Origin of the sequence: Limnohabitans radicicola, assembly GCF_014837235.1 — a bacterium.
Lineage (GTDB): Bacteria > Pseudomonadota > Gammaproteobacteria > Burkholderiales > Burkholderiaceae_C > Limnohabitans_A > Limnohabitans_A radicicola.
On record NZ_JACYFT010000002.1, the window covers coordinates 696,946 to 712,825 of the forward strand.

At 59.0% G+C, this 15,880-nt stretch carries 17 protein-coding genes; 6 read left to right on the top strand and 11 right to left on the bottom strand.

What is annotated here, in order from left to right; genetic code table 11:
- Window positions 1-35 precede the first annotated feature (35 nt).
- The 5 genes from IC609_RS11040 to IC609_RS11060 are packed head-to-tail and all read left to right on the top strand — an operon-like array spanning window position 36 to window position 7,467.
- The gene (locus tag IC609_RS11040; protein ID WP_191819543.1) at window positions 36-1,196 is read left to right on the top strand and encodes a type IV pilus twitching motility protein PilT; all 1,161 of its coding nucleotides are present in this window, start codon (window positions 36-38) and stop codon (window positions 1,194-1,196) included.
- Window position 1,197: 1 nt separating this feature from the next.
- Window positions 1,198-2,223: a type II secretion system protein gene (locus tag IC609_RS11045; RefSeq protein WP_191819544.1), complete on the top strand. Its 1,026-nt coding sequence runs from the start codon at window positions 1,198-1,200 to the stop codon at window positions 2,221-2,223.
- Window positions 2,224-2,266: 43 nt separating this feature from the next.
- The gene (locus IC609_RS11050) at window positions 2,267-3,130 is read left to right on the top strand and encodes a hypothetical protein (RefSeq protein WP_191819545.1); all 864 of its coding nucleotides are present in this window, start codon (window positions 2,267-2,269) and stop codon (window positions 3,128-3,130) included.
- Between the two features lie 47 nt (window positions 3,131-3,177).
- On the top strand, window positions 3,178-5,787 hold the full coding sequence (locus IC609_RS11055; protein WP_225224125.1) for a hypothetical protein: 2,610 nt from the start codon (window positions 3,178-3,180) through the stop codon (window positions 5,785-5,787).
- A gap of 45 nt (window positions 5,788-5,832) precedes the next feature.
- Entirely contained in the window at window positions 5,833-7,467 is a 1,635-nt protein-coding gene (locus IC609_RS11060) for a hypothetical protein (protein WP_191819547.1), read from the top strand.
- A gap of 85 nt (window positions 7,468-7,552) precedes the next feature.
- On the opposite strand, the gene IC609_RS11065 is transcribed toward IC609_RS11060, so the two are convergent.
- Genes IC609_RS11065 through IC609_RS11080 form a run of 4 tightly spaced genes read right to left on the bottom strand, consistent with a single transcriptional unit; the run spans window position 7,553 to window position 8,946 of the window.
- Window positions 7,553-8,158, bottom strand: a complete 606-nt coding sequence (locus tag IC609_RS11065; protein WP_191819548.1) for a hypothetical protein — start codon at window positions 8,156-8,158, stop codon at window positions 7,553-7,555.
- Between the two features lie 19 nt (window positions 8,159-8,177).
- Window positions 8,178-8,378, bottom strand: a complete 201-nt coding sequence (locus IC609_RS16280) for a hypothetical protein (protein WP_232844243.1) — start codon at window positions 8,376-8,378, stop codon at window positions 8,178-8,180.
- Window positions 8,350-8,658 carry a HigA family addiction module antitoxin gene (locus tag IC609_RS11075; protein ID WP_191819549.1) on the bottom strand — a complete coding sequence of 103 codons (309 nt, stop codon included), beginning with the start codon at window positions 8,656-8,658 and terminating at the stop codon, window positions 8,350-8,352. Before IC609_RS11075 ends, IC609_RS16280 begins: the two co-directional genes overlap by 29 nt.
- Window positions 8,659-8,667: 9 nt before the next feature.
- Window positions 8,668-8,946 carry a type II toxin-antitoxin system RelE/ParE family toxin gene (locus IC609_RS11080; protein ID WP_191819550.1) on the bottom strand — a complete coding sequence of 93 codons (279 nt, stop codon included), beginning with the start codon at window positions 8,944-8,946 and terminating at the stop codon, window positions 8,668-8,670.
- A 611-nt stretch (window positions 8,947-9,557) separates the two neighbouring features.
- Between IC609_RS11080 and IC609_RS11085 the strand changes: the two genes are divergently transcribed.
- Entirely contained in the window at window positions 9,558-9,992 is a 435-nt protein-coding gene (locus IC609_RS11085; RefSeq protein ID WP_333473681.1) for an H-NS histone family protein, read from the top strand.
- An 11-nt stretch (window positions 9,993-10,003) separates the two neighbouring features.
- On the opposite strand, the gene IC609_RS11090 is transcribed toward IC609_RS11085, so the two are convergent.
- From IC609_RS11090 to IC609_RS11120, 7 genes are all read right to left on the bottom strand, one after another.
- Window positions 10,004-10,399 (bottom strand): hypothetical protein, encoded by a 396-nt coding sequence (locus IC609_RS11090; protein ID WP_191819551.1) that lies wholly within the window; start codon window positions 10,397-10,399, stop codon window positions 10,004-10,006.
- A 218-nt stretch (window positions 10,400-10,617) separates the two neighbouring features.
- Complete coding sequence (locus IC609_RS11095) at window positions 10,618-11,856, bottom strand: DUF1173 family protein (RefSeq protein WP_191819552.1); 1,239 nt, start codon at window positions 11,854-11,856, stop codon at window positions 10,618-10,620.
- A gap of 21 nt (window positions 11,857-11,877) precedes the next feature.
- Window positions 11,878-12,432: a TrbM/KikA/MpfK family conjugal transfer protein gene (locus IC609_RS11100; protein WP_191819553.1), complete on the bottom strand. Its 555-nt coding sequence runs from the start codon at window positions 12,430-12,432 to the stop codon at window positions 11,878-11,880.
- Window positions 12,433-12,441: 9 nt separating this feature from the next.
- Window positions 12,442-12,984, bottom strand: a complete 543-nt coding sequence (locus IC609_RS11105) for a hypothetical protein (RefSeq protein ID WP_191819554.1) — start codon at window positions 12,982-12,984, stop codon at window positions 12,442-12,444.
- A 29-nt stretch (window positions 12,985-13,013) separates the two neighbouring features.
- A complete protein-coding gene (gene stbB / locus IC609_RS11110) occupies window positions 13,014-13,724 on the bottom strand; it encodes a StbB family protein (RefSeq protein ID WP_191819555.1) in 711 nt (236 codons plus the stop codon).
- 577 nt (window positions 13,725-14,301) lie between these two features.
- A complete protein-coding gene (locus IC609_RS11115) occupies window positions 14,302-14,814 on the bottom strand; it encodes a lytic transglycosylase domain-containing protein (protein WP_191819556.1) in 513 nt (170 codons plus the stop codon).
- Between the two features lie 18 nt (window positions 14,815-14,832).
- Window positions 14,833-15,879, bottom strand: a complete 1,047-nt coding sequence (locus tag IC609_RS11120; RefSeq protein WP_191819557.1) for a relaxase/mobilization nuclease domain-containing protein — start codon at window positions 15,877-15,879, stop codon at window positions 14,833-14,835.
- Between the last annotated feature and the right edge of the window lies 1 nt (window position 15,880).

Below are 15,880 nucleotides of genomic sequence, written 5' to 3' on the forward strand. Positions count from 1 at the left end.
ACAGGCCAATGATTGAACACAGTATTGGAACGACCATGACCACGACTACGACCGAAACCTCGCCAGCACCAGTGAGTGCTGAGTCAACCGCCGTCGATCAGCCACTGCACGCCACAAGCCTGGCACAGCTGCTGGCTATGCACGGCTTGTCCGACATCCACCTGAGCCTTGGACGCAATGCCCCGGATGTCTGGGTTCGCCTGAGCGGGGTCATGCAGCGCGTGCACTCACCACAGGCCTGCGCACAGCTGCTTGAAAACACGCTGCAAGTGCTGCGCCTGTCCAGCGCAAGCGAGTTGCACACCCACCTCCAAAACTGCGGAGGGCAAGAGGATCTGGCGCTGAGCCTGGCGGGCGGCGAGCGGCTTCGCAACCACGTCTTTCTCGCATGCGACCAGATTGAACTGGCGCTGCGCTTGCTGCCCAGCCACGTGCCAGATGTGGACACTTTGGGTCTGCCAGCCACAGTGACCCCTCTGCTGTCTGCCTCCAGTGGCCTGATCTTCGTCTGCGGCGGCACCGGCTCCGGCAAGACGACCACCTTGGCCGCCCTCATTGGCCACATCAACGCCAATCAGGCCGCCAACATCATCAGCCTGGAAGCCCCGATCGAGTACATCCACAAAGACCAACGCTCACGTATCCGCCAGCGCTCCATTGGACCGCACGGGGACTGCCACAGCTTCGCCCAAGGCGTTGTGGCCGCCATGCGCGAAGACCCGGATGTGATCCTGGTGGGCGAAGTCCGTGACCAGGCCACTATGCATGCTTGCCTGCAGGCGGCGCAAACGGGCCACCTGGTGCTGGCCACGCTGCACACCAACAGCGCACCCGAGACCATTGACCGCGCATTGGCTTTCTACCCCGAGGCCGAGCGTGATTTGGCGCGCTCGGTCCTCTCCAGCAGCTTGCGCGCCATTGTTGCGCAGCGCTTGCTGCCGCAAGCTGCTCAGCCCACGCAGCGTGTGCTCGCTTGCGAGGTGCTGCTGGTCAACCAGGGGATTCGGGCCAACATCGCAGCTGGCCAGATCACGCAAATTGCGCAGACCATGGAGACCGGGCGAAGCATGGGTCAACAAACCCTCAATCACCACCTGTTTGAACTTGTGCAAAGCGGCCTGGTCACTCGCGAGGCCGCATTGACCGCCAGCCCCCGCGCTGACATGCTCAGCCGAGCCTTGGATGCACGGAGCTGACATGAGTTTGCGCAGGCAATCCAACCCCAGGCGCAAGGAGTTCAGGCCCCCTTCGCTCCGGCCCTCCCGCCTGGAGCAACGTGGCTTCACCTTGGCCGAGATGATGGTGGCCGTGGCCTTGATGGGCCTCTTGATGATTCCACTGTCCAATATGCTCTCTCCGGCCCTGGATTTGCGAGCCAAAGTGGAAACGGACACCCGTCTGGAGCTGCTCAAGCAAGCTGCCGTGGGCGCATACAGAACCGAAATGGCCACGGTGGATGCACAGCCCTCGGCCATCATGGCGTTGCAAGCGGGCACCATGGCGCCTGTGGCGGCCAACGCCTCTGGCGCGTGCGCGAGCGCCGCTGCCACCTTTGCACCACTGGCTCGCTATCTGCAAATGAGCACCACCGATGCCTACAAAGACGGCTGGGGCCAGGGTCTGTGCGTGCTGATGACGACCCGCCAAACCGGTACTCAGTCTGGGGTGAGCTATTGGTACCACAACTACGCTTTCGTCTCACCCGGGCGAGACGGTGCCATTGATACAGGCACCAGCCTGAGCGCCACTTCCTTGACGCTCTCCGGTGACGACAAGGGGGCATTCATCGACGGCAGGTCCCTGGTGGCCGCCCAGGTCGAGGCCACGCTCGCGCAGGTCAAGCGTGCCAGCGATGCGGTGGCAGCCTACTTCAACGCCCGCTACCTCTCCAACTCGGATCGGGACACGGCCATCAATTACTTCGCCCGCACCAACCGCGCCGGGGTGAGCGCGGGGGAGTTTGACGGCACCGGTGCGCTGCCCAACACGGGCGGCGCCCCAGCGCTCATGACCAGCAATGGCATCTCTGATGTGCTGGGGCTGACTGTCCTGGATGTGACTAACCCCTGGGGCGGCATCTTGCAGCTGGACAACAGCTCGGATGACGTGCGCACCCCAGAAAACACCACCGCAAGCCTGCGCTCACCGCCCTTTACGGCCCGCATCACAACCACGCTGCCGGGCGGCGCAAGCATTACCCGCACCGCAGTCGGCGCGTATTAACCCTCTCAAAGCTCATCCATTGCAATCTCACCAGGAGACCCCCATGAACGCTTTTCCCCGCCCTGTCTTTGGATCACCGCCCACGACCAAAGCCCTGCTGGCCATCATTCTGATGGCAACTTCGGCTGCCCCTTGCGCCGCTCGAGGCGGCCCGGCCCCCATACCAGATGCGCCATCTGCCAGCTCAGCCTCATCGCCTGGCTTGGCCAAGGTCCAACCGAATCCTCCTTCAAAGCCCGAGGTTCGCTCAGATGCTGGCTCAGCCACAGTGCCAGCAAAGGCTGCAACAGCAGGGCAAACTGCCGATGATGACAAGGACATCAACCCATTCACTGCCCAGCCCCTGAGCGAGGCCCAGTTGCGCCGCACCCTGGAGCGCGAAAAGCTGATCACCGCCATCGCCAGCGAAAAAACCAAGCAAACCCAAAGCTCCAGCGAACTGCAGGTGGCGCGGCTGCGCAATGCCGCAGAAAAATCCCGCTTCTCCAGCGAAGTCAAGATCCTCTCGCCCATCTCACCGAGCGCGCCCCTGCCGACACCAGGGTCTGTCCCAGGATCTGGACCATCACCCGCCAAGCGCACCGCAGCGGGAGCGCAGGCACAGCCGGGGTTCTTTGCCCCCACCCTGGCTGGCCACGCACAGCTTACGCACACACCAGAGACCTTCGCCCCCGCGCCACAAGGAGCCCGCGCAAGCCGCGCCGAGATCCGCTTTGCCGATGAAATCGTGGAGCTCAAACCGGCAGCGAGCTCTGCACCCAGCATCGTCGCCTCCGTGGACGCCCAGCGCGCCAGCACCGACAGCGCGCAGCCGCGCCCCATCAGCCCCATCGCCGTGCCTGCAGCAGCGCTGCCGCCCGTCCCGCAGACATTCCCGCTGGTGCCTGCCCCGCAGTCAACCCCTTGACACGCCTTTGCCCCTTGACTGTCCCCGATTTCCGCCACGAGGTGCCTATGAATCGCATGCCGTTTTTACTATCTTCGCGCTATCCAGCGTCGCCCAGCCAGGCCACAGCCTGGGGCCTTGGCCACCGCGCCCGGGTACTGCTGGCGTGCATCACTATGGCCATGGCTGTGCTCACTTTGATCCTGTCCCCGCGCACAGCGCAGGCCCAACAAGATACAACCGGGCTGGGTCTGCGCCTGAACCAATCCATTACTTCTGTCACCGACTTGAGCGCCATCACCTCCGCCCAGCTGGTCAACATGGATTACGGCTCGGCCACCTCCAGCTTACAGATGGACACCGTGACCAGTGCGGTCAATAAGACATCTGATCCCCGCATCACGGCACAGACCCAGTCATACGGGGACGGCATCTACACGATCGCGCAAATTGAAGCTGCCGCCAAAGCCGCCCTGCTTCCCCAGCAGACCACTTTGATCTCGCGTATTCGAACAGCCGCCGCCGCTGCCCGCGTCGCAGGCGCTGTCTGGGTCTTTAACCAGACCGTGCGGCCACTAGGTTCCGGCTCCGGTGCTTCCCGCCCCATGAAAGTGACCTGGTACATCATTCTCAGCCCCAGCGGGCGTGTACTCACCGCCGACCCCGAGGTCGTTGAAGAAGACCCCACGCTCGTCTACCTCGTCTACTACTCCAAAGCGGTAGGCCGATCCATCCCCGCCTCGTACGCCTGGGCCGACGCGGGTATGCTCAAGTGGCAACTGCGCCGCTACGACGGCTCGCCCGTCACGGGATGGACCACCGTGTACACCTCGGGCGCCTACGACAGCCCTGAAGGCGACAGCGAAGCAGGGCCGCGCTGCGTGGCCACCGCGCCAACCGTTTCAGGGTGCGCAGCAGGCCAACCCAGCGCACGCTCGCTCATGGACCAGACAGCCTCGCGCAAAGCCATCATCGACTACGTCAGGGCCGTGGAGGTGGCCTTCTCTGAAACCAGCGCAGGATTGACACCCAACATCCAGATCGCATTCGATGTGCGCCTGTACACCCGCATCTCCTGCACATCGGGTTCCTACAGATGTGCCGGCTCGATCGGCTACACCGTGGTCGAAACGATTGACAGGTACACGATGACGGACACCCAGGCGCTGCCCACCAAGCTCAACAGCACCCGAGGGCTTAACAGCTCACGCCCCGCAGCCAGCTTTGACGTCAGCTTGGGCGTCTCTGAAAAACCATCCGCCGTCGAGCCCTTTGTGGTCAGTCCGTTTGATACTCCTCTTGAGCTTGTGGCCAAGACCGACATGCCCGGGGTCGTGCGGATGGCCACCATGCAGGTGCAAACGCCCCCTACGGCCGGTGAGTACACGTGCCTAAATGGAGGTCAAGTTGTCGGGGATCGGTGCGTTACAACGACTTCCACCGCCGCCAATGTGACCTACACATGCGCAAACTCAAGCCCACCCAACGGCAGCAGCTGTTCGAGCACCACAACGACCGCTGCCACCCCCACGACAACCTATGCCTGTCTCAATGGGGGCACGCGTAACGGAACGACATGCACCATCGCCAGCACCAGCTATCCCGCCACACCCACGACAACCTATAGCTGCCTCAATGGCGGCTTGCTCAGCGGCTCGACTTGTACTCAACCCGGCTCCAGCTACGCTGCCACCCCCACGACAACCTATAGCTGCCTCAATGGCGGCACCCGCAGCGGCAGCACATGCACAGTCACTACCACTTACGCCCCATCTACCGGAAATCCATCGGCCTCTGCGTCAACAGGTGATACGGTCGTGGGCTCGGGCACGCCCGGCCTGATCACATTCGGCTCAATTGGTGATAACTACTGGGGCGCCGGTCAATACGACCGGACGATGACGGTCCACATCCCCAATCCCGCCTCGGTGAGTGAATTTAGGTTAATAAGAGCCCAATTCGATGATTGGGTAAGCCTCAGAGTCAACGGCACCTGGATTGGCACAGCCCCCTATCCCGGTGACCGGCTGGAGCTTGTGGATCAGGAAGTGGAGACCTGTGGTGAGACATGCTTTACATATATAGTCAACAAAGTTCGCTACGGTGCCAATGAATACGGCTGGCCCGAGCTGGGCCGCAGCTGGGACATGGCCTTTGACATCGATCTGCGCCCTTATCTGGTCGCAGGTAATAACGCCATCCAGGTGCGCACCATCGTGGGCGGCCGGGGCGAGATGTGGCTGCAGTTTCGTGCAAGCATCAACACATGCCAGAGCGGTGGTTCATTGGTCGGTGGTTTGTGCGTCTCCAGCACCAGCTATCCCGCCACACCCACGACAACCTATAGCTGTCTCAATGGCGGCTTGCTCAGCGGCTCGACTTGTACTCAACCCGGCTCCAGCTACGCGGCCACACCCACGACAACCTATACCTGTCTCAACGGGGGCACGCGCAGCGGCAGCACCTGCGCCGTGGCCGCCAGCACCTACAGCGCCACCCCCACGACAACCTATACCTGTCTCAATGGCGGCACCCTGAGCGGATCAAGCTGCGTTTCTACCTTGACCACCGCCGCAACACCCAACTACAGCTGCTCTGCAGGCATCTTGAGCGGCTCGAGCTGCATCGCCCAGAGCACGTCAGCTGCCACCTGGGCACCCCTGATCTGCCCTGACTGATGCCCAAGACAGGACCACATCCCCCCCAACATGAAAGGCACCACCATGAAGTTCACCAACTCCTCCAAAAAGTGGATTAGCTGCCTGCTGGCGTGCTCCACCCTGGTCTCCTGCCTGGCCATCCCGGGCTTGGCCAGCGCGCAAATTCCAGGGGGTGCCACAGTGGCGCCAGCTGTTACCCCGGTGCAGCACAAATACCGAATGCAGTGCTCAGTCAACAACTGTTTTTTCCAGACCCAGGTGCCCATGCCCGTGTGGACCGAGGTGGGCAGGCTGAGCACCGCTTTGGGCACAACACGCACATCCCGCGAAGAGCAGCTCAAAGCCACCAAAGGACCGGCCATGTTCTCCAACGACCGCGCCTGGGCGGCACTTCTGGGACTGGACTCCAACGAAGTGTCCTACGACATGTGGCAAAAGCGCACCGGCGGCGCCCCCTGGGTGATTGGCCGCTACTTGCCAGAAAAAGCCCAGCTGCGCGTGAGCGTCATGAAGGTCATCCGCACAGCAGAAGGCATGCAAAAAGCATTGATCTCAGAGTGGACCCCAGAGATGGGCATCTGGGACATTCCCCGGCGCAGCTTCCTGACCGACGATGAGGCATATTTCTTGGGCAACAAGGGTTATGACCCGTTTGAGCAGTTCAAGGCCAGCTCCACCGATCCCATCTTCTACAACATCAGCCCGGCCGCAGCGCAGGTGGTCATAGGCCGCGCCATGGCCCACCACAGCGCCCCTTATGCGCTGCTGATGGAGCCAGAGATCCGCTACGACCAAAGCACCAGCCAGTCTGGCAATATTTTGAGAAAGCGCATCACCACCACGACCAAGGCTTACGTCAAGCCCAAGTTCTATCTGGCCTTGCCCCCGGCTTTCAGCCCCGCTGCAGTGACCGGCCAGGCGGTGCCCATGGCCGTGTACTGCCCCCGCTACAACGGCTGTACCCACGAAAAACACCTGGCGTGGGCGGGCGTGCACTTTGATGAACAGCGTGGCGGCTCCTTCCCCGAAATCGAAGAGCAGGTCTACCAGGACGTGGAGTCCAGAAGCAGCTGGACCGCCCTGGCCTACGCATTGGGCACCGCAGCCCTCACCTGGGGTCTGGGCGCCATTGCCGCAGGCGATGCGGCATGGGCGCTCAACAATGGTGCCATTGTGTCGAGTGCGACTTCTGTGGTTTCCGCTGAAACCGCAGCCATCGCAGGCACCACCGTAGGCGCAGCTACCGGCATGGTCTACCTGGGCATCAACACCTTGATCAACGGCGGCAGCGCCACTTCGCCTCAGGCAGGCTGGTTGAATGAGACCGGCTGGCGCCCACAAGACATCCCCTCGGGTTCGAGCACCGGCTCTTACTGCACCAACCGACACTGCACCACCACATACGACCGTACAGCCGAGCGCCACTTGCAGCCGCCAGCACCGGGCCTGCCAGGCTCCGAGGCCAATCTGGGGGCAGTCACCCAGCTCATCCAGGGAGTGTGCCCGGTCTCCTGGACGGCCGCGCAGTGCGACGCCGCTGGCCAAGCCTCGGGCATGATGCCGCGCGCCGATGCCTACGACCCCCGTCCACGCTCGAGCCCCGAGCTCTATGAGCACAACCGAGCTGCTTGCATAGCCGCTGGCTACGGCAACGACAGAAAGCGACTGAACCGTTGCCTGGTCAAAGGCGTAGACTGATCCGGCGAAGCAAGCCGCCCCAAGCAAAAGGGGCCGATGGATGTCGGCCCCTTTGTTCATTGAACGATGTGGATTCAGTGCCAATTCACTTCTTGGCCCACTTTTGCTCGCGCCAGTCCCAACCTTCAGCCGGGCATACCACGCCACCGGTGGCAAAGCCGTCCAGACGACCGCTCTGACCGTCCCAGTAGCAGGTTGGGTCACGCTCCTTCAAGGCGTTCTTGCGGACGACGCGGGTGACGAGTGCGGGCCTCAAAAGTTGTCCCCTCTCATCCAGCAGTTTCGATGCTTCAACGATGTCCTCTGCATTCACCTCAAGTCCAGGTTTAATCAAACCTGCAGCCATTATCGGTCCCTTAGTGAAATCAGATTTCACAAATCCCCTGATAAATCGCCACTCCCCAATCGAAGGACAAACGTTGGCCAGAACATAAGTCAGGGCAGGTCCTTGAGGATCGAAAGCGCCTTTCCAGACAGAAGGGAACGTACCCTCTTTGCAGATTTGCGCCAGTTCAGCAGCCTCGCTGGCGGGGCGCACAGCCAGAACAAGTGCGAGATCCTTGTTTTCTCCAGGAGTCCACCGCTCCAGTCGCTGTGCCCCTGTGTAGTTGTAAGCGCAGCCACTGAACAGCGCCACAGCCAGTGTGGCCATGGCGGCTTTGGCGATGCGCTGGGTCAGAGGTGTTTTCATACGGATCTCCCTTGATAAATCAATAACGCAGTTCAGAGGGCAGGCGTTGACCGGCTCCATGAATATCGAGCTCAAGAAGCCAACGATGCTTGTCGAAGAGCACTTTCAGCCCACTGATTGAGGCTTTGCCCATGGGCAGCGGCGGCAATTGCAGCGGCCTCATGATTGGCTGTTGTTGTGTCAGAGTAAAATCAGGCAGCAGCGTGATGATGGAAAACACGAATCCTTGGCGCGATTTTTTCACGCACGGTACGGGCCGCAACGCGCATTTCGTACTCGGTTTGAAGGTTCATCCAGAAACGCGGCTCCATATTGAAAAACAAGCCAAGCCGCAAAGCCGTGTCGGTGGTTATCGGACGATTCCCATGCACCAGCTCACTGATCCGACTGGGTGAAACGTCAATGTCCGCCGCAAGCTGACGGGCGGATATACCCATCGGCTTCATGAAGTCCTCCAGCAAGATTTCGCCGGGGTGGATTTCTTCGAGTAGTTCAGCCATGTTTACCTCCTAGTGGTAGTCCACAATTTCGACCTGGTGGGCACCGTCGTCATGCCACACGAAACAAAGTCGCCACTGGTCATTGATGCGGATGCTGTGTTGCCCTCGACGATCGCCCTTCAATGCTTCAAGCTGGTTCCCAGGTGGAACCCTCAAGCTGGCCAACACAGTAGCAGCATGTAGTTGCAAGAGCTTTCGCCTCGCCACACGTTCAATGTTCTTGAACCGAGGCACATCTTGGCTATGGAAAAGCGCCTCAGTATCGAAACAAGTGAACGAATGGATCATGTTCGCATTGTGTTCCGCTTCACGGAATCTGTCAAACAAGCCAAAAAATAAGCCAGCAGCGGGACTGCGCTCCTCTGCACTCTTCGCGCCAGTGTCAATACCCGCCCTGGTAGTGGCTCATTGGTTGGCGGATTGTGCGTCTCCAGCAGCAGCTATCCCGCAACACCCAGCACCACCTACTCGTGCATTGGCCGCGCCATGGCCCACCACAGCGCCCCTTATGCGCTGCTGATGGAGCCAGAGATCCGCTACGACCAAAGCACCAGCCAGTCGGGCAATATTTTGAGAAAGCGCATCACCACCACGACCAAGGCTTTCGTCAAGCCCAAGTTCTACCTGGCCTTGCCCCCGGCGTTCAGCCCCGCTGCAGTGACCGGGCAGGCGGTGCCCATGGCCGTGTACTGCCCCCGCTACAACGGCTGTACCCACGAAAAACACCTGGCGTGGGCGGGCGTGCACTTTGATGAACAGCGTGGCGGCTCCTTCCCCGAAATCGAAGAGCAGGTCTACCAGGACGTGGAGTCCAACAGCAGCTGGACCGCCTTGGGCTACGCCCTGGGCACCGCAGCACTCACCTTGGGACTGGGCGCCATTGCCGCAGGCGATGCAGCGTGGGCGCTCAACAATGGCTCTATTGTTTGGGTATCCGGATTTTCATCATGGGCTGCAAAGTGGAGAGTCAGCTCATACAATCAAAAATCAATTTTCAATTTCTGGAGTCATCCATCATGTCCGCTACCCTTCAGGACCTTTTGCAACAGCGCGAAGCCCTTGATAAAGCCATCGCCCAAGCCCGGCAAAATGAAATTTCAGCTGCCGTTTCCCAAGTGCGCGAACTGATTGCTCAATACCAGTTGACAGTTCAGGACGTCTTTCCTGGGCGTGCTGGCCGCGCTGGCGCCACAAAATCTACCCGTAAACCGGTTCCAGCCAAATACCGCGACCATGCCAGCGGCCAGACCTGGACCGGTCAAGGCAAGGCCCCCAAATGGATCGAAGGCAAAGACCGGGCGCAATTTAGCATCGCCATGGCGCAAAACGCTTGACACAATCCGCGTCAGATGCTCTTGGCAGGGCGACTCGCTTGCCGAGTCCAGCAGTGGCCACATTTCCACAAACCCTTGCCCATTTCCACCCCGCTCTCGGGCAGCTTTTTCTTCTCGCACCAATTGCAAAGACGGAAATGCTTGCTGGTAGTGCGCGATCCAGCCAATGAAAATGCAACGGATGCTGTGTTGGTATCGGTCATGATGCTGATCCCTTCTACCGCCATAATAGTGTGAAAACCAATGCACTCGCGCATCTGGTGAACGAGTCCAAAGGTAAGCACATGAAAGCAAGCAGCACCATTGACCATGCGGTCCTGACCGCCAGGTTCAATTTCATGGTCTGGCTGGAGAAAAAATACGTTGACGAGCTGCGACAAATGACGTTTGTCAGCCCTGTACGCCATGAGGTGGAGGCGCTGATACGTGAATATGACGCTCGCTCGCCTGAGAGTGCGGCGCAAGTTCAGATCCCACTCTGACAGCGCTTCAAAAGCGTTTTGGCCAAAAAAAACCTCGACCGCAGCCGAGGTTCAAAAGCCTTTTTGCTGTCACACATCAAGGCACCCGCTCAGGGAGGTGAAGCGGGGAGGAAAGCCCCTCGCTCGCGATTATGGATCAATTCTCAGTCTTGCGCACCAATCGGATTTTGCGCGAGTGGGAAATCGGGCATCTCCTGCTCCCCTGCCCTCCAGAACCAAAGCGGCATCTCATCAGTGCCGACTTGCCTGGAAAGCTCTTGCTGATCCTCTTCGGTCGCGCCTGGTGGCAGAATGCACAAGGCACAAGCTTCTGCGGTGTCGGTCACCACAGCATTGGCCATGGGGGCACGCGTTGGTAAGTTAAAGCGAAGACACTTCCAGAAAACGCGGTGCTGCTCAGTTAGCGCGTCCACCAGGCTCTTTTCATAGATGGTCTCGAACGGAATCCAGTTTTGCGTCACGTTCATCACGGCCACCTCATGGAGCAACGGCATCCCGGCCGCATCGACGGTAAACGTGCCGATCACAATCAGATGGCTGTCCTGCAGGTGTTGATCCCACATGGTCAGGGCAGCCTCGAAGTGTTTGAGCATGCGCTTGTAAAGGTCATCGTTCACTCGAAACGGGCAATCCATTGCGCCCTTGAAAATCGCCTGATGCCCAAATTGCGCGGGCCTTAGCTCATACAGCTCTCCAACCAAAAGCCCCAACCGGGTCGTTGCTCCAGAGCTGCTGGCCAACTGTGCCATTCTGAGCATCCTGCGACTGCGGATGTCAGCCTCGCGATCCGGATTGTGGGGCTCGGGCACATAGAGCATGTCCGCAAGCGGCTGAGACTTGGCAATCTTGCCCAGGGCAGCCTGGCTAATGAATTTGTAGAAGGTGCCGTAGGTGCGCTTGCCCTGCATGGCTGGATACCATTTGTCCAGCCCGGCCGCGTGCCACAGATAGTGCAAAAGCCCCCGCAGTGTGAGCTTGGTGCCATCGCTTTTGACGCTGTCAACCGGCGTGTCTTTGGGCGTCGGCAGCGCTCGCCCACTGATTTTGGACAGCGCGAAGTCCAGCTTGAGCTCGACCGTGTCATTTTGAGTGTCTTCCAAAATGGCATGCCCTTGCACTTGAGCCAAGCCGCTAAGGCCAGGCGGTGGTTCATAGTGATCGCAATCGCTGGCGTGGCGAGACCCGGCCTTGGGCATTCTACGTAATTCGTAGATTGAGCGACTGGCGATCTTGGCCACATACAGCTCAGGTGCGGGTGCACCCGCTGGTTTACATGCACACTGGGGCCGCTGGTTGTTGGCATAGGCCTGCGCCAGGACTTGCTGAAAATCCCCGTCATGTGCCCCAAATAGCCGTTGTCCTAACCGGTAGAGTCGTTTCATGGCAGTCCCCAAATGTGCTTGTTAAGGCTGATCAGCCGACACAGCTTGCGCGGCTTGCCTTGCACGCATGGCGGTGTACTCTTGAAGGGCTACGGCATAGTCTTTTGCTTCAACCCAGTGCCCGCCGAACTGCGGCTCGCCTACATACACAGGGGCACCCGACTGAACCAAACCATTGCCAAAATAGGCCACGCAATAACTGGGCATCACGTTTTCGACACGGAACCCAGAGTCCATATCTCCCTGGTAGTTGGCCTGGTTGATGGAGGCCGCATCGCAGCGCCCTGCCCCGTTGACCAAGGCATTTTTGAATGACTGCATGTGCGGCAGGGTCACCACGGGGCACAAGTTCAGGAAATTCAGGCGCCCGCGCAGCGTGTCTTTGAACAACCTGAAACTGATGGAGAAATATTTTCTGATGGAGGGCACGCACTCAGCCGGGCGGGTGCTGGCGGCCAGGCACAACAGCGCTTCGCAGGCCAGTTTTTCATCGCCATCGAGCGCAGCCTGCGCTTGAGCAGGCGGTATCAGTACCGTAACGCCCAATGTCCAAATAATCAGACTTTTTCGAAACATGATTTTTCCTTACCTCCCTGATAACCACAGCGACCACACCAGGTGGGCAAGCAGCGTGCTGCCAAAACAAACACCGGCCAGAGCAGCCATGCGCATCAACCATTCGCGCTGTAGCCGGTCAAACAACCGGTTGAATGCCAAGGTGTCGCCGACAGCACGTTTGACCTGCAGCTGCACCAGCGTGTTGGTTTCCCGAGATAGTTGCTCCACCCAAACCGATGCCACACTTTGCAATCGCTTGGCAGCTTGATCGGACAGATTGATCTCAGAAAGCTCGGTCATCTTGAGATCCAGCGTGTTGCGCCAGCGCACAAAGTCTTGGCTGGTCATCGCACGCCCCATGTTTTCAAGCTGCGTGGAAATATCGTTGATTGCATTGGACAGTTGCAAGACATCGCCAAGCACTTCTGCGAGCAGTTCATCGCGTTGACTTTGGGTCAGAGGCGCCTTCGCAGCTTTTATGGGAGCTGCTGGCAGTGACGGAAAAGCCTGTGCGGCTCCACCAGCATCTGGTGCCTCACCTTCATGCGCCAGACTTTGTTCGTGCGTCATTGGAAAATCGGTTTGCCGACCACTCTCTCTCACCCAGCCTGGCATGATTGCATCACCAGTGCAAAAACTTCATCCAGGTTCTTGTTCACCCCCACGGCCAGACGCCGAATAGACAGACGCTCTGCGAGTGCCATCTTTTCAGCGGGATCGCTGCTGTCGCGGATGGCTGCCTTCAGATCTGTCTGATCAGCCACGACCTCGGCCAGTGTTTGGCCTGAGTTACGGATCAGGCCAAATACATCGTTTTTGAAAATCACAGCCTGCGGATCTGTCATGCACAGATGCAAGGCATCCACAAACTGAAAAATAGGCTCAAAAGTACTTTCAATGTCCTGACCAGCCTCGACCAGGTTGAATAGCACGAATATCTTGTGGGCCGGCACTCCCAAGTTGGCCAACTCGACAATGCATTCCGTGGTGTCGCGTTGCTGCTTGGGAACTGGCACTGTGGGTACCAGGTACAAATCGAAGTCCTCTTGGCTGCCATGGTATTGGCGCATGAGTGCCAGAAACTGCTCGACGTTGCTCGCTCCCACATCAACAATGGCGACGTCCTCGAGTTGAAGGTCTTGCTGGAGTTTTCCAAAGTCAGCCCCACGAATGGTGTTGTCACTGGCGCTGTCTGAATTGATGGTTTCCACGGCTACCACCCCTGCCTTGGGCATGCGAGGAGCCAACAAATGGCGTGCGATGGTTGATTTCCCCACATTGCCGGAGAAGTTGAGAACTGCGATTTTCATGAATGGCCTTTGGTTGGATGGTTGTGTGGAGAAATCATGGGCAAATATGGGCTTGCTCATGATTTAGAAAAAATTGACTTGCGTCGGAAAAACTGTTCCAGCTGCGCACGGTCAATTCCGGCGCCACTGCCGTCTGTACGAATCGGCGTCTTTGACACCTGGGGCGTAGCGGGCAGCTCCCCGGATGCTGGCCGTGAATTGGGCAAAGTTGCTGGCTCCGAAGAGGATGCCTTCCTCCCGCTCTCTGACAATGGATCTGTGGGCTGATTGATGCGCTGCTCCTGGCTCCGCACAAGTGCTGGCCCCTCACCTGGCCGCTCTGGAGCTTGACGCTGTAATACCTGCCACAGTTGAGTGCGCCACCAGATGCGTGCCCTGGACAGACTGACCCGAAAAGTTCCAATCGAGGCATCAAAGCCCTCTTGCACCAAGATGCGCCGCACGGCCTCATGGGGGTGTCCTGTTTCAATGAGGCGTTCAATGCGTGCCAGACGCTGGCGCACGGCTCCCGCATAGCTTTGTCGCAGCAGGCCATTGAACAGCCCATTGGCGGGTTCTGATGTCTCACTTTGCATGCTCAAGGTTGGCCTGCCTGGATATTGGCTGGCGTTGTGTTTTGAGCGAGAACCCAAGGCACTGGCGTTGCGAACACGCGAGCCACGTAACCGTTTTTGATTCCATTGACGGGGTGGCCAGTGTTGTACTCACTGAGGGCGGCGATCAGCGACTTTTGACCTGGCCCATGCGTCTTCACCGCACGCGAATACCCTGCCTGCAATATGGTTTGCATGGCCTGCAAATTGGTGCAGGGGTCAAACACGCTTTCCACACTCAGGCCAAGAGACTTGAGGTTTTTGCTGTTGATCATGCCCAAGCCCATGTCGATGGACAGCCCAGCTTGCAAAAGCATGTTGGCAGTAGCGACCGCCTGTGACTTCGAACTGGGCTGCGGCGAGAGCCTATAAGGCCCATTGATGCCGATGGCATAGGGGTTGCCACCGCTTTCATGTCTGATCAGGCGCAAGGCGGTGTCTGGATGCACCTGAGGCGCACACGCCAGGGTCAAGGTCAAGAGCAATTCGGGGGCCATGAAATCACCTCAATCGGATCAGCGAATGCCCGGTTGGCGGCGCAGACGCAATTCGACACCGTGCTGCTTGAGATAGCCCTGCAGGCCTTGTGCGAGCTTTCGGTCTTCACTCAGATCACTGCTCGCCAATGCCTGTGCCATTTCTTTGTAGGCCTGGGTGGCTTGCTTTTCATTGGCCTGCGCCCGCATCTGCGCAACATCCTGGGTTTTGGAGGTTCCCTCACGAAGTGGCTCCTCTCCGCGATCCTTGATTTGACGAACGGCCTGACTCTCGCCTTTCTTGCGCTGCAATCGCACTCGCCGGCGAGTAGCCACTGCGTCGATGCCTCGGGCGTTGAGCTGCCGTGCAAAAGCCAAACGCCAGTTTTCCAGATCTGCCTTTTTGGGGTTCAAGCGTTTGCCATCGTGCCCCACCATCTTGACCACCACGTGGGTGTGCTGGTGATCTGTGTCTTCATGGTGCACCATGGCAAACAGATGGTTGTTGCCAAACAGCTCGCGCACTGTGGCCCGAGCTGCGGCCTTGACCGTTTCGCGTTGAATGCCGTGCGGCATCGACAAGATCATGTTGAGCGCTTCACGACGTTGCCTGCGCTGCAGTGTTGTGTCTGAAGTCAGATCCTGGACTTCTGCGGGAATGGGGGTTCCACTGTAGGCAAACATGTCCTTGAGCTGAGCACGTGCCTCTTTCCCGTGGATGACCTGGCCATCGTCGGTCTCGATTTCAAGCTCTTCCTGGTCCTTTTTTTTGTACTTTCCACCCCGTGCGATGTAGTCGATGTGTGAGCCAATTCGGCGCATATCCGCCCCGCCACCTGTGATCTTCACCATCACCTGTGGGGCTTTTCGAACCAACGCCGCAAGATGTTCACGAACCTTTGCTGCTTTGACGGCATTTGCTGCTTGACTACCTGCTGCATTGCTCCGTCCACCAGCACCGAATTTGGGCAGTGTGATGGGCGAGGATTGTGCTGGCTTCTTGCGCACCGACCGATGGCTCTCATCCCAGAGCAATTCTTCGCCCCAGTGCACCAAGACCCTATCGACATAGACCTTTGCTGGCATG